This window comes from Polynucleobacter bastaniensis, from assembly GCF_018882205.1.
Classification (GTDB): domain Bacteria; phylum Pseudomonadota; class Gammaproteobacteria; order Burkholderiales; family Burkholderiaceae; genus Polynucleobacter; species Polynucleobacter bastaniensis.
Map to the genome: position 1 here is coordinate 237,300 of NZ_JACVOU010000005.1, position 13,513 is coordinate 250,812.

Consider the following 13,513-nt stretch of genomic DNA (forward strand, 5'->3'; position numbering starts at 1 on the left):
ACGATTTTCTAGCTCAAGTTATACCCTCGGAGCGCAGGCTAATATCACCGGCCAGGACAATAACATCTGCCACATTCAATGCAGGTGAAAAGTCGGCAAATTCTAAATGCAAATCACTTAGTACATGAATTTTCATAATTTAGATATGTCGCCATGATGATCTTGATATTGAGATCTAGTGTAGTCAATAAATTAACCATGACGTCCTACAAGGAATTGAGCTTGGCATTGACGTTAGCCTTGGGGGACTCTACATTATCAACACACTACTAAAAACCGTGTTCATCAAAAATGTATCAAGAACAAAACTATTTCTCGCTTGATTTAGAGCTCAATAATGCTCAAGATAATTCCACAGTAAATCCAAAGATCATTCAGGTCGGCATAGCCGTTGGCAATTACCATGACTATGTCAATCAATCCCTATCTATGTATAAATGGTTCTTAGATCCTCAAGAGCCTATTTTTGAGTTCATTACCCAATTAACGGGCATTTGTAATCAGGATATTTCTGACTATGCAGTTCCACATGAACAAGTAGCTAAAGAAATTGGTGAAATTATTACTAAGCGCAATTGCTTTGTTAATCCCATTACCTGGGGCGGTGGCGATTCACTTGAACTGAAATCTGAATTTAAAGATCAAGGTATCAGCTTTCCCTATTTTGGTCGTCGATGGATCGATGTCAAAACTTGGTATAGCCTGCACATGCTTGCCATGGGCAAAAAACCCAGTGGCGGTCTATCCTCAGGTCTAGGTTCTTTTAAGCTTCAATTTGAAGGCAGTCCACATAGAGCAGATGTTGATGCTCTCAATACCTTGAGGCTTTTCTTTGAAATCCTTCACAGGCACAATCGGATATATCAACTGGTAAACGATGCAAGGGCTTTGAAATAGCCGTGTCTATATACCTAAAAATAGGGTTATTTTGATTCTATACGCACTTTTGTTGACATTAAACTATAATATATGCATAGTTGTTGACATTAATGGATAAATTGAGGCCCTATGAACACTTCTGTTGACCAGCTGCCCCTCTTGCTTTTTAGTTCGAGAGAAGACAAAACCAATGCCCAGAGAATTTCCCGCTTGGCTAGGTCTGGTCGTTTGCGTCAAATTTATCGCGGCATTTACACCAGCGACCTCAACAGCCCACTCGAGCAAATCATTCGGCCAAATTGGCGGCAAATTACCGAATATCTGTATCCAGGCTCTGTAATAGCTTACCGTTCTGCTCATCTTTGCAAACCAGATGATAGCGGCAATGTATTTTTAGTATCTGGCAATAGAGCACGTCAAATAGCATTTCCGGGGTTGACTCTAAATATCTTGCCAGGTCCTCCTGCAGTTCAATCGCACAAAGATTCGCTTAACGATACCCCTTATGGAAAACTCTTTATATCCTCGGAGGCTAGGCGGCTGTTAGAGAATCTCTATAGCCGCAAAGGCTCAGATCTTCGCACTATGGGTCGCCCTTGGGTTGAGTCTTATTTAAGCAAGCTATGCACCATTCGTGGTGAACATAAGCTCAATGCACTGCGTGATGATGCTAAAGCTATTGCCCCTGAATTAGGTCTAGAGGTTCAATTTAAAACACTGAACACGATTGTTTCGGCCTTAATGCAAACTGGTAAGGCTCGCTCTTTAAGGGCAGCTGATGCATTAGCGCGCGCAGCTGGTAAGCCTTATGATCCTGATCGCATTGAGATCTTCGAAACTTTGTTTTCTGCTTTAAGAAAGCCTTTTCCCATCATTGAAGATCAGGCAAAAACGGGTAAAAGCGCCTTTAATTTCGCATTCTTTGAATCGTACTTTTCGAACTACATTGAAGGCACTACATTCACCGTCGAAGAGGCCTCCGAGATTATTTTCGATGGGAAAATCATTCCAAAGCGAAATGAGGACTCACATGATGTACTTGGTACCTTTAAAGCAATCATGGAGCAACCCTTTCGCTCTAAGCCTCCAAAAGATGAAGATGATTTCTTAGCGTGGCTTTTGCAATGTAATCTCCAAATACTCTCTAGTCGTCCAGATAAAAATCCAGGCGAATGGAAAGAGCAAACTAACCAAGCGGGCAATACCATTTTTGTTCACCCAGAGCTTGTAAAAGGTACTTTGCGCGAAGGATTCAAGCGCGTCGCTTTACTAGAAGACCCTTTTGCGCGCGCATTGATGGCGATGTTTGTTATTACTGAAGTACACCCATTTATGGATGGTAACGGCCGAACTGCGCGCCTAACGATGAATACCTACCTAACTCAACATTCCGCCTCTCGCATCATTATTCCCACAGCTTATCGTGAGGAATATTTACTGCCATTAAAAGCGCTGTCTCAAAATAATGATCCCGATCCTTTCATTCGATCCATGACTCGTGCATGGCGTTGGACTGCTGGATTTGATTATTCGAACTTCCCGAATCTTTGGGAAAAAATGAAGGTTTGCAACGCATTTACAGACAACCCTTCACAGTATCAATTGCTTGATCCTCACGATATAAGCTAAGTTGTAGACCAAATAGGGCTATATCTGCTGTTTTGTAGACAAAATGAGGTGCTTATGGTGCCTAAAGACATTTCTGTCTACATGCCACTGATTTTGAGTGGCATGTAATTCAGACCTATCTATATCCCCATATTGCCTAAATGCTGGGCAATCCGATCCATCGGGTTTTCGGAGCTAGCCAGTGGCGCACCTAAGGTGGATGTTCGCGCCCGAATAGGTTGAAGTGTCTGCAGTGGCGTGATCTTTGCGTTGGCGAAGCTAGGCTCTGGCATCCCTATTGAGTCGTAGATGGATTCAATCGTAGATTGCCATTGCTCTGGTTTATTGGTTTGCACAAACACCTGCATGTAAAACGGATCAGTTAAATACTTGTAAAAGCATTGAGCCTTAGCTGAATGATCAATCTCATCTTCTCGAGAGTTTAAGTATTTGATGATTTGATGCTTAGCCTCTGAGATTAGTTCGGCAGGTTTCTTCTGCTTGGTAGTGAGCGCCATAGTGTTATCAACAAATTGACTCTCGATCTCATATTTACGTATGACATCTTGCAAGCTGACCACCTTAACTTGTAAATCTTCAACTTGCTTTTCTAGATCTCGCTTTTCATTAATGATCTTTTGGATCCGTTCGCAGCCACGCTTTGACTTGATGTCGCCAGAGGCTTCTTCATTAGGCTTGTTTTTGTTCTCGGGGCTCGAATCCTCAGCTCCAGGGTTCAACACCCGATTGATGAATTCTTCTGCGCTTTCAGTCTGAATGGCTGGCTGTGGGAGTACATCTACAGTGATGGCAGCTGGTGCAGGCAATAACTCTCCCAGGTCATAAGCTTGAGGCTCTAGTTCGCCTTCAGGAGCGGTCATCATGGCAGGTACCTGCACCTCACCCTTGACTGGAGCAAAGATTGGCTCAACCTCTGAATCCTCTAACTCTTCTCCCTCTTCAATATCCTCAGATATTTGAGCAAGAGATGCGCTGGGCTTGGTTGCTTTACTAAGGTCATCAAGCAAGCTTGTGGCCTGACTTTTAGGCTCTGCTTTTTGTGCCCTGAGCGCCTTTTGCTTTTCAGCTTCCTGCTCTTTAGCTAATTTGGCAACTGCTTGCTCTTGAGCTTTTTTTACCTTTTCTTCATCGGATGCCTTCTGAGCTGCCGCTCTTTCTGCTAACTTCAGATCACGCTCTTCTCTTGCCTTTATTCGCCTGGCGTGTACTTCAGCCGCATGTTTGTCTTCAGCCTCTTTTCTCAAGCGCTCGCGTTCTTTTAGCTCTTCCCTATTTTGAGCTCTTTGAATGGATCCACCATTGCTGAGAACCTCTGATTTAAAGCCAGTTACCTCATTTGCTACCTGCGTCATTGCTGATCTCCTCTTTTAATGAATTACGCTCGCTACTTATCTCGTTATTGACTCTTCGTTGCCCCTCCGAAAATAGATTGACTCCAAAGTTGGGGTCGACATATCCCTCCGCTTGCTTTTCTACATTCGGTATAAATAGATTTGAATCGATACGATCGTCATATCGCAAGACAGTTTCCCGTAGGAGATTACGGATATGTTCGTAATCCATTCCTCTAGCTTGTAGGTTTTGAATTTGAATTGATAGATTCGTAATTATTGGCAGGACTTTCAACCAACCTTCTTTTTCTTCTATGCCATCCGGTGCACCGGTAGTGCCCGCTCTGATTCTGAGATCGACCATGTCAAAGATTCGATCTTTGGTAAGTGTTGGCCAGTCATAGGTTTTCTCTTTTGTGATGGTGAGTCGGCCATCGACCATGGTCGTTCTAGTAATTGGCACACCCATATAGCGCTCTACCTGTTCACTTGTAAGTTCTTGCAATAGAATCTGGGCGCTGTATTGCGCTATCTCTTGCAGCCAATCTTCTATCTGGTCTTTGAATTCGAATACGCGTCCCGATAAGGCTCTTTGCAAAATATTGGCTTCGGTTGCTGTCTTGGGTCTGACCACTGTAGAGCGCGCAGCATCTTGCAAGCCTGTGACTTGCTCCCAGTCATAGCGCACTGCACTGGTGTCATAGACGATCGGGTCGATCTTAGGGTGACCTCTGGGAATAATCACCTGGTTAAGAGGCTTGCCTTCGGTATCGACAATTGTGATCTCGCCAAATCGAGAATCAGAATGCTTCTTGATCGTCTTCTCATTGATATCAGCAGAGGCCACCCATCCTGGAATACAAAGATCTCTATGCTGATTGAATCGATCCCGCGCTTCGTTATGCTCATCTTGTAGTCGTTCAGTTAGATCCACTAGGCTTGGACCAACAAACTGGCCATCAACTACCTGATAAGGCAATAGAAAGAATGGATACCAGCGCTCTCCTGCCCTAGGTGGTGAATAGGGTTCCCGTAACCATTCGGTCCCGCCCTCCACCATTGTGTATACGCGCTGAGTAGTTCTATCCCAGATCTCTAGGACAGCTATTTGCTGGTCGTCTGTAACTGGTCCAGCCTCCAGTTGCATTGAGGCTAAGCGCTTGGCCTTCTTGTGCGAGGGTTCACTTTGGCCTGCTTGGTAGATCTTAGCGTTAGCGAGATTCTTTTTATATAAAGCCTCAGCCTGCGCTCGCTTCATAGGGATAATCTGGCACATCCAATCAGCGTCGGTGTAATCCCAAAATTCGCAGACAGATGGATCAATCAGGAGGTTTTCTGTGAGGACTCTATCAATAACGAGACCTTCAGCTGCCCAAACCTCAGATTGCTCTCGCCCTCCCAACAATTGCTCTTCTAGCTCAGAGAGCTTTTCTTCATGACGATTTCTTTGGCTAGCGTCTTTAAGATCTTGTTGGAGATCTTGTGTAGCGAGCAGGTTCTCTTGTTGATCGTTAATGCGATTCTGAATAAACGCTTCACTATAAATATCCCTCTGATACATCACCTTTAGGATGCCGAAGCTACAGGTAAGCGCTGCCCTTACGGTCGACTTGGCTCGATTCTTGAGTTGGGCGTGTTCTAGTGCTCTATTGGTTACTTTCTCAAGGGTGCTGCAAAAGAGTTTGATATCCGCGCCCGCATGGGCTGGAGTGATTGAGATCTCTGGATTGCGCGCATAGACGTTAGGCAAGACTGCCGAGATAGTTCCGTGAATTAGGTTGGCTCTAAGGCCGTAAAATTCCTTACCAGCAGGATCAGCATTCCAATTGAAGCCGGCGACTGTATTGCGGTTGTGCTTTACGCGCTTATGAAAGGTAGTCCAGTGAGTCCGTGCATGTTTGATGCGGGCATTCCACTTTTGTTGAAGAGCTTTGGAGTCTTGGGGCACATCCTATTTATAAATTCGAAATGGGTAACTTAAGAATTTATTTTGAATTTATTCAGCAACTCTTCGAGCTCGCATCACACCATACCTCGTGGCATCCCAGGCATGATCCTCAGCATCGGTATCTACGTCTTCTGGGTTTAATGAGTCTGGCGGTAACTGGGGAATGGTTCTTAGCCAGTGCTTACAGGTACTAAAAACTTTTAATCTTCCTTCGGCCAATAGGCGAATGATTTCTTGGGCACCATTTACTCTGCTTCTAGGTGCGTTGTAGGCCTCGGTCCATTTCACCCCTTTATCTCTAAAAATTTGACCAATGGATCGCTCTGCTCCGATCTTGGAAAATATGGAAGGGTCAGCAAGGTTCATCCGATATTCATATCCGAGGCGTTGATCATGAATTTCAATCTTTTTGACCTTCTCGGCCACTACCGTTGCATCTTCTCTAGTACCAGTGTTTTCTTTATCCCCATATCCATAGAGCTCTCTCCATAAGTAATAGATTCCATCATTGGATAAAGCAAACCAGTAAACGGCATATGGCCTAGCGTATCCCCAATCCATGGAACGCCAGACCTTCCATGTTGGTGGAATTGCGAAGGGTTCTACAACGTGTTTAGAAGGTTGCCATACGCCCTCTAAGAAGCTTCCCACGTGGATATCCCAATCACCTTCTAGCCATGCCCTACGCCTGTTTGGATCGCTTAGTGACTCAAGACTCATGAGGTAGTTGGGATCATTTTTGAGCAGGTGCGTGTTCTCATAGATAGTCGAATGTATTCGCACCCTTGGTAGTGCGCCCTCTTGTCTGATGATTTGTCCCGCCGGCATAGCTCCAATCTGAAATCTCTCCTTTACAGATGCATGACCCACTCCAAATGGATTGCAGGTGGCACGCACCATCCTTGGCATACCAGGATGAGACGACCTGCAGGTGGAATGCATTGCTTCATAGAAAGAAAGGTTTCGCCAGTTGGTTAGCTCCTCGAACCCTAGCCATGGGTATTCATGGCCGTGGTAATTCCAGTAGTCGTCCTCATTCGCTCCATAGCGAAAGTACAGCATCTCTCCTGTGGGCCACTTCCAGACGTAATCTGACTCATTGAACTTGGCGCCTGGAAAGATTTGATAGAACCAGCGTTTACTCTTGGCTACTACGTCAGCCAATTGGGGGTAAGTCAGGCGAAAGAGTGTTCCGCGCCAATGATCCCCGAAGCCTTTACCAACATGTTGGGCATAGCTCATTAACAAGGTATCGGTCTTACCTCCTCCTCTGGTGCCTTCGAGCAATACCTCATACACAGGGCACGTCAGAAACAAAGTCTGACTGCCGGGCAATGGTGCCCAGATGGTTTTCATTAGTTTTGTTTAATTCACTAGTGTTTTGCTTGGGCAGCTTGCTCCCACTCATCTATGCTCATAGCGCTTGGCACGACTAGGACCCCACTTTGTAGGGGTGCGCCATCTTTGCCAGTGTGCTCAATGGCTGATAGGCGTGGATGTACATAAGGTGCAGCGTGCCTTCCTACAGTAGCAGCCATGTTCAGAAGCTTTATGCGAGCTTCATTTGCTAATGTCTTGTCGCCAAGTTCCTCTTCTTGAACATTGCTAGCTTCTTCGTATAGCTGGTGCATCACCTTCATCATGACCTCTAGAGGTGTGATCCCCTGGGTAGCAACAGCCTCAGCAATCTGGCGGGTACGCTTAGTTAGGCTGCCAGTCTTGCGACCAGCCCCCGGCCTTTTCCCTCCTTTTGATTTCTTTTGATTGTTTTCAATCATGGGGTCACAGTTGGTTCTTTGATGAGCTTCAAAAGATGGGGTTGCAATGCGACTGAATCACCAATGGGCTCATCAAACTCGATGATGATTCTTTGGAATAAGTCATGACGGCTTTGGGCTCCGCGATGCTTTACGACGGTACCTACGCGCCCACTTGGGGTCTTCACTTTTGATCCAATGGGAAAGTCCTCCATGTCCAGGCGGTCAATGACGCCCGCAATGGGTTGATTAGTTTGCATTGGACTTCTCCATAGTTTCTGCGCGCTCTTTTCGCTTGTGTAGTTCGGCAAAGATTCGGGTTTTGAAGGAATCGTAGCTTTCAGAGCCTTGGGCCTTCATCGAGAGCTCCCTGCCTTTGGTGTCTATGCCCTCATTGGTCTTCCACCAGGCGTCTTCGTCTGCGCTAGCAGCTTCTGCCTTCTTACGCGCCCCTTTGAGTATGGCCAAGACATAGCCAGCATTGATGGGGGTTGGGTTTGAGACTTTCATGCGCGTTTCCTTTGCTGTGGCAATCGCCTCTGCCACTTCGGCTTCCGTTACCCCAAGATTGACGATGTCTCGTATGCGGTAGTCGTCTACGGCTATAGCTCTACCCTCCTTGCTGATCATGGCTGCAAAGCTTTTGTATTTTTCGATACGCTCCTGAAAAACTTTTTCTTCGTCCGTTGGAATGGGTGGTCCTTGGGGAATTTTTTCCTTTTCACCCCCATTGTTTTGTTTGCCTGGTGTATGGAGATTGGTTACTGGTGACTGGTGTTTGGTGTCTGGTGAGCAATGCGTTCGCATTGCGGTCGCATTGCGAACGCATCCAATATTTGGGGTGATTTCTGGTTGATGCTCATCTGATGGAAATGATTGCCATCTGCCTTCTGCACTCCGCCTAGCCTTGAGTTGCTTGTCTTTAAAGCGGGCAATTTCATGATCGCAGCGCTCTTGTCTCCAGCCATCATCAGTAAGGGTAAAAAATTCATTGAGGACGGAGACAACTGCATTTTTTTCTTCTTTTGACCTGGCGTTAATTAATCTTTGCACTAGCTTCACATCTAACGGCATTGGTTTTTCTGTGGCGTAGTACTTTCTGATGAGGCGGCTATAAGTTGCATCTTCTATGAATGTAAGATGCGCAGTCGCTTCTGCGTAATCTCCAATGTGATGCTCGTAGTAATTCATCTCGATTTGTCTCCGTGTAGTTCTTTTTCTTGCGTGCAATATTTTTTGCAAGAGATGAATCTAACAATCGGAAAGCGTATCGTCAAACGCGTTTTTTCTGAATTTTTCTTTAATTTATTTATTCATCAATTCTCTGTAATCCATGTTTGAGAAATTTGTGAGAATGATTTTATTTATCTGAAGTGTTTGTTGATCTATATATGTCCACCACTCTCTTTGCGCTATCAGAATCTTCTGACAGGGCTGTAGCCATTTATTTATATGGCTTGTGTCACTTCTATGAATAAATATTTTTTTGTAGTCAAAAATTAATATGCGTCTTCAAAGTGGGTATTGACATTTGATTGACCACCAAAATTTCATTGACTACATTGCACTTCAGCAGCACACAAAACGATTCATAACAAAACACAATAGGAGATTAAATTAAATGGTGGCATTTCGTTTGTATAGCTTGTATCGATCTTATGGATACACAAAAATGAGTTCTGCAAAGATGGCATTGCAGGTTTATCGTAAAAATGTAAAACGCGCCCGCTAAGGAAATGATCATGAATGACATCACATCCAGGGATATGAACGTGACCTTAATGCGAATTCCTCAAATTCTGAAAATGATGCCGATTTCTAAATCTAAGTTTTGGCTCATGGTGCAGAAAGGTGAATTTCCAAAACCGATCAAAATTGGCAGGTCATCCTTTTGGACGTTTGAGCAAGTTCAGACTTTTATTGGGGAAAGGGCAAGGCAATCCACCAATTGAAAAATGGCTATCTCCTGAGGTTAAGCTCATTCAATGAGCTAGTGAATTCGTACCATCAAGACCTTAGGAGATAACAATGCAAGTCGATACAGTAAAAAAGTTTGTTGTAGAGGTTTTTAGCGATAAGGGGGCAATGGAGATAAGTCCATGGGTCCAAATAGGCGAATTTGATAACGCCACCCAAGCTACAGAAGCCTGTAAGCAGATTGTCGATAACTTTCTATATAAGTCGATCAAGAGAGGGCAAGATGCAAAGGCTCTAATAAATCAGTACCTTAATTATGGCGATGTACCATGTATAAATAGCGAAGAAAATTTCAATATTTTTGATCTGTACGCGTATTTAAATCAAAAATGTATTGAGATAACCAATCGGACATACAAATGAAAAAATCCAATTATTTGACTATGGTAGTTGCTTATTACCTTTCAAAATTTAACGACTCTGCCTACAAGGCTTTAAATCATGGTACCAAGACAAAGACACATGAAGCGATTGGTCGAGCCCTAGAAGTTAATAAAAATACAGTTAAAAATATGCGGGATGAATTTGATCCCCTCCATGACAATAAGAGAGCTGGCTGGTATCAAAGGGACTTACGGCCAAGCAGACAAAAAATTGTTGAGCTATACCAGCACCTTCAGGAAGAAGAGCTAAGGGATTTGGTTCTCGAGATACTTGAGAACAATAATGCCTTAGATGGCGATAATTCATCTGATTTGATTGAGGTATTAGACGAGCGAAATTCAAACCCGATCTTTATTGTTCGCGGAATTACCGGGAGAAAGGCTGAGGAGATTTTCCTAGAATTCCATAAAGCAAATGCCTTACCCCTCCCAGGGGAAATCATTGACAAACGTGATCACGGATGTGGATATGACTATGAAATAAGCGGGGAATCAAAAGCCTTTATTGAGGTCAAAGGATTGGATGGCGATACCGGCGGAATTAGCTTTACTAGCAAAGAATGGGATGTAGCCCAAAAAGAGGGTGATAACTACTTCTTGGTATTGATAAAGAATGTTTCATCCATCCCAACTGTAAAGATTATCCAAAACCCAGCGAAAGTACTTAACCCCAAGAAATACATCTTCACTACGGTACAGATCCGATGGAATCTGGCAATAGCCTAAAATTGCAGAATGTCAAAAAAACTTAAATTTATCGATGTATTCAGCGGATGTGGAGGCCTATCTTACGGCCTAGAAATGGCAGGGCTAGAATGCCTTGCTGCCGTAGACTTCAATAAAACCGCCATTGAGACCTTTAATTTGAATCATAAGCGTCCAGTCGGCCTTAAGCGTGACTTGACCCAATTTGAGCCAGAAGAGCTAGCTGAAATAATAGGCACAGAGGAGATTGATTTAGTGGTTGGCGGGCCTCCATGCCAAGGCTTTTCAACTGCAAGGACACAAGGTGGTGCCAATTTCGGCAAAGAATTTGTTGATGACCCAAGGCGAGATCTTTACAAGCGCTTTTTAAAGCATGTTGAATTTTTCCAACCCAAGATTTTTGTAATGGAAAACGTCTTAGGCATTAAAAGCATGGGAAGTGGAATTTATTTCACCAAGATTCAAGAGGCTAGCAGAGCCTTAGGTTACTCCGTAGCGCCAGTTCAAATAAATTGCTGGGAATTTGGCGTCCCCCAAAAACGAGTTCGCCAACTTTTTATTGGCACTCGAGTTGGTTTGCCGCTTTTTATGCCAAGCCGCTACCTTGCAAAGACACACTCCTTAGAGTCTGAAAATGATTTACTGGAACCCATAGTTACCTTGGGTGAAGCAATTTGCGATTTGCCTCCTCTAGAGGCTGATGACGGTTCAATTGAGTCTAAATATGATTTAGCACTTAGAAAAAAGCATCTCAAAAACTATGGTGATAGATACATCATTAATCTTATGCAAGCTGATGAAGCGAAAAAGTTAACTTGGCATGTATCCAGGGCTCATTCTGAAAGAGACTTACGAGACTTCTTACTTCTTCGTGAAGGTGAAAATAGTAAAGGTGCGATTACTAGAGGCGAAGTCATGGAAACGCCTTATTCAATGGAGTCATTCGCTGATAAATACAAACGTCAAAGTAGATATGAACTTTGCTCAACCATAGTTGCCCACTTAAAAAAAGATGGGTTGATGTTTATACATCCAACTCAAAATAGATCCCTTACTCCAAGAGAAACAGCTAGAGTTCAGTCCTTCCCAGATACATTCCAATTTTCTGGTCAAAGAGGAAATGTGTACGAGCAAGTTGGTAACGCCGTCCCGCCGTTGGCTGGTAGAGCAATCGGTTTTGCCATCAAGGCGTATCTAAAAAATAATGCCTCTTCAGAGGCTAGGCCAAAATTTAAGGATTCAGAGAAGACTAAGGCCATTAAAAAGCTAGAAGTGCTAACCAAATCCCTATATCTTGGCGTTTTAGGGAAGATGACAACCATGGACTTTCTAGCTACCTGGAACCTAGTCCATATCGTCCACCCCACCCTACATCCAGAAACTGCGCTCGATAGAACGGGTGAGGTTCATATGCCACCGTTTGGGACAAGCGATGTATTGGCGCCATATTACAAAAGATCGGGCTGGCCGCTTGCGCTCATCCCTATAGCCGAAGAGGCAAATACTCGATACAAAAATAAGGAACTAACCGAGGAAGACTACTACTTCAACAATCTTGCCTCTGCTTAGTTAGGCCGAAGTCTTCTCGTTTATTTTTTCTTCGCCTGCAAGCCTCTTAAATATCCTTAAAAGATATCTTCTTTCGCTTGGAGTGGCCTCACCATATAACTTGGGCAGCACATTCTTTACCGTGCCAGGACTTAAATTCCAGTCTGCGTCTAGCTTAGACAGTGAAGTGCCAACCAATTTTTCAAAATGCTTGTCATTCACTTCATAAACAGAGGCTCCCGAAAAAGAGGCTTCGCCCTGAGTTCTATATGAATCATTAGCCTTTTTGAGTGTTGGGGAAAGTTTGTGAATTACCTCCTCCCGCATCTCCCTTGGGAAGTTAATCTTCATTTTTGAGATATTAACCTTAAAGAGATCATCAAAACCCGCAGGAATCTCGACCAATACTCGCGCAAGTTTTGAGTGCTCATCCGACGTACGCAGACCACACCAGCCTCCGCTTTGCAGTAACCGTCCAGCTCTATAAATATAAAAGCCCTGCTGCTTGTTCCACTTCGCTGGACCGCCAGCACGAAGATGAGCAGAAGCAGATGAAAATTGACTCTGAGCAGGGAGAACAAATGGCCTAAATTTAACTAAACCCTTCTTGCCATCCATTGAAATTGGGATCGTGAATGACTCCAGCTCCACCGTATTTTTCTCTGTACGGCAAAAGGGATCCCAAGACTCAACTAAATCACCATTAACAAAAATCATAACCTTCTTTGATCTTTGCTCACCAGTTAAATAGCGATGAAATGTTGCACCAAGAGATATCTTCAAGTCTTGAGTCAGTCTCTTAAAATCATTTTCCGCTCTACCGCCAGCTGGATCTTGAAAATTCAATAAGCGATTTAATTTTTCCCAAGTTACCGCCGTTCCGGTTGTTGAATATAAGTGCTCTACAACTGGGTTCAGGAGATCATCTACTTCAATGGGTAAAATTTCCCATCGATCTACTTTATTAATATGATCCATGTCCCAAGAATAAGAGTGGATCTGCACCTTTTTATCTGAATTACGAGAAGAGACGGTTAACGAGTCGCATTGACTTAATGAAGATGTTTTTAATCCAAGTCCAAATTTACCCAAGTCATCTTGTTCATAGTCTCTCATTGAGCCAAATCTCATGGCCTCCCTAATTTCAGAGGGCGTCATACCTACGCCATTATCGAGAACCGTTAAATATGAATCGTACCCATCGAACTGAAGATTTACTTGAATAACATTCGCGCCTGCTTGGATTGAGTTATCAACAATTTCAGCTACAGCATCTGCAAATTCATAGCCTAGATCACGCATTGAAGAAATCAGACGCTTTGCGCTCGGGGTTAAGTTTGATGGTGAATTCATGTT

General features: G+C 43.9%; 14 protein-coding genes. 6 read left to right on the plus strand and 8 right to left on the minus strand.

Annotation, left to right across the window (positions count from 1 at the left end; all coding sequences use genetic code 11):
* Positions 1-13: 13 nt before the first annotated feature.
* Positions 14-136: a hypothetical protein gene (locus ICN22_RS11165; RefSeq protein ID WP_255533935.1), complete on the minus strand. Its 123-nt coding sequence runs from the start codon at positions 134-136 to the stop codon at positions 14-16.
* Positions 137-291: 155 nt separating this feature from the next.
* Here ICN22_RS11165 and ICN22_RS10555 point away from each other — a divergent pair, with 155 nt between their 5' ends.
* Complete coding sequence (locus tag ICN22_RS10555) at positions 292-897, plus strand: 3'-5' exonuclease (protein ID WP_216170892.1); 606 nt, start codon at positions 292-294, stop codon at positions 895-897.
* 111 nt (positions 898-1,008) lie between these two features.
* The gene (locus ICN22_RS10560; RefSeq protein ID WP_216170894.1) at positions 1,009-2,508 is read left to right on the plus strand and encodes a Fic family protein; all 1,500 of its coding nucleotides are present in this window, start codon (positions 1,009-1,011) and stop codon (positions 2,506-2,508) included.
* Between the two features lie 119 nt (positions 2,509-2,627).
* Here the strand turns inward: ICN22_RS10560 and ICN22_RS10565 are convergent, their stop codons facing one another.
* The 6 genes from ICN22_RS10565 to ICN22_RS10590 are packed head-to-tail and all read right to left on the minus strand — an operon-like array spanning position 2,628 to position 8,735.
* Positions 2,628-3,860 carry a hypothetical protein gene (locus tag ICN22_RS10565; protein WP_216170896.1) on the minus strand — a complete coding sequence of 411 codons (1,233 nt, stop codon included), beginning with the start codon at positions 3,858-3,860 and terminating at the stop codon, positions 2,628-2,630.
* On the minus strand, positions 3,841-5,787 hold the full coding sequence (locus ICN22_RS10570) for a hypothetical protein (RefSeq protein ID WP_216170898.1): 1,947 nt from the start codon (positions 5,785-5,787) through the stop codon (positions 3,841-3,843). The genes ICN22_RS10565 and ICN22_RS10570 overlap by 20 nt, the downstream gene beginning before the upstream one ends.
* A 48-nt stretch (positions 5,788-5,835) precedes the next feature.
* Entirely contained in the window at positions 5,836-7,143 is a 1,308-nt protein-coding gene (locus tag ICN22_RS10575) for a terminase large subunit domain-containing protein (RefSeq protein WP_216170900.1), read from the minus strand.
* A gap of 17 nt (positions 7,144-7,160) precedes the next feature.
* Positions 7,161-7,565: a hypothetical protein gene (locus ICN22_RS10580; RefSeq protein WP_216170902.1), complete on the minus strand. Its 405-nt coding sequence runs from the start codon at positions 7,563-7,565 to the stop codon at positions 7,161-7,163.
* Complete coding sequence (locus ICN22_RS10585) at positions 7,562-7,804, minus strand: hypothetical protein (protein WP_216170904.1); 243 nt, start codon at positions 7,802-7,804, stop codon at positions 7,562-7,564. Before ICN22_RS10585 ends, ICN22_RS10580 begins: the two co-directional genes overlap by 4 nt.
* Positions 7,794-8,735, minus strand: coding sequence for a YdaU family protein (locus ICN22_RS10590; RefSeq protein ID WP_216170907.1), 942 nt, complete (start codon positions 8,733-8,735; stop codon positions 7,794-7,796). Before ICN22_RS10590 ends, ICN22_RS10585 begins: the two co-directional genes overlap by 11 nt.
* Before the next feature lie 551 nt (positions 8,736-9,286).
* Between ICN22_RS10590 and ICN22_RS10595 the strand changes: the two genes are divergently transcribed.
* The 4 genes from ICN22_RS10595 to ICN22_RS10610 all read left to right on the plus strand — a co-directional run bounded on the left by ICN22_RS10595 (position 9,287) and on the right by ICN22_RS10610 (position 12,178).
* On the plus strand, positions 9,287-9,496 hold the full coding sequence (locus ICN22_RS10595) for a helix-turn-helix transcriptional regulator (RefSeq protein ID WP_215359139.1): 210 nt from the start codon (positions 9,287-9,289) through the stop codon (positions 9,494-9,496).
* A 76-nt stretch (positions 9,497-9,572) separates the two neighbouring features.
* A complete protein-coding gene (locus ICN22_RS10600; RefSeq protein ID WP_216170909.1) occupies positions 9,573-9,884 on the plus strand; it encodes a hypothetical protein in 312 nt (103 codons plus the stop codon).
* Positions 9,881-10,630 (plus strand): protein NO VEIN domain-containing protein, encoded by a 750-nt coding sequence (locus ICN22_RS10605; protein WP_216170911.1) that lies wholly within the window; start codon positions 9,881-9,883, stop codon positions 10,628-10,630. Before ICN22_RS10600 ends, ICN22_RS10605 begins: the two co-directional genes overlap by 4 nt.
* A 9-nt stretch (positions 10,631-10,639) precedes the next feature.
* Positions 10,640-12,178 carry a DNA cytosine methyltransferase gene (locus ICN22_RS10610; RefSeq protein ID WP_216170913.1) on the plus strand — a complete coding sequence of 513 codons (1,539 nt, stop codon included), beginning with the start codon at positions 10,640-10,642 and terminating at the stop codon, positions 12,176-12,178.
* Here ICN22_RS10610 and ICN22_RS10615 read toward each other — a convergent pair whose 3' ends face one another.
* Positions 12,179-13,510, minus strand: coding sequence for an ATP-binding protein (locus ICN22_RS10615; protein ID WP_216170915.1), 1,332 nt, complete (start codon positions 13,508-13,510; stop codon positions 12,179-12,181).
* Positions 13,511-13,513 lie beyond the last annotated feature (3 nt).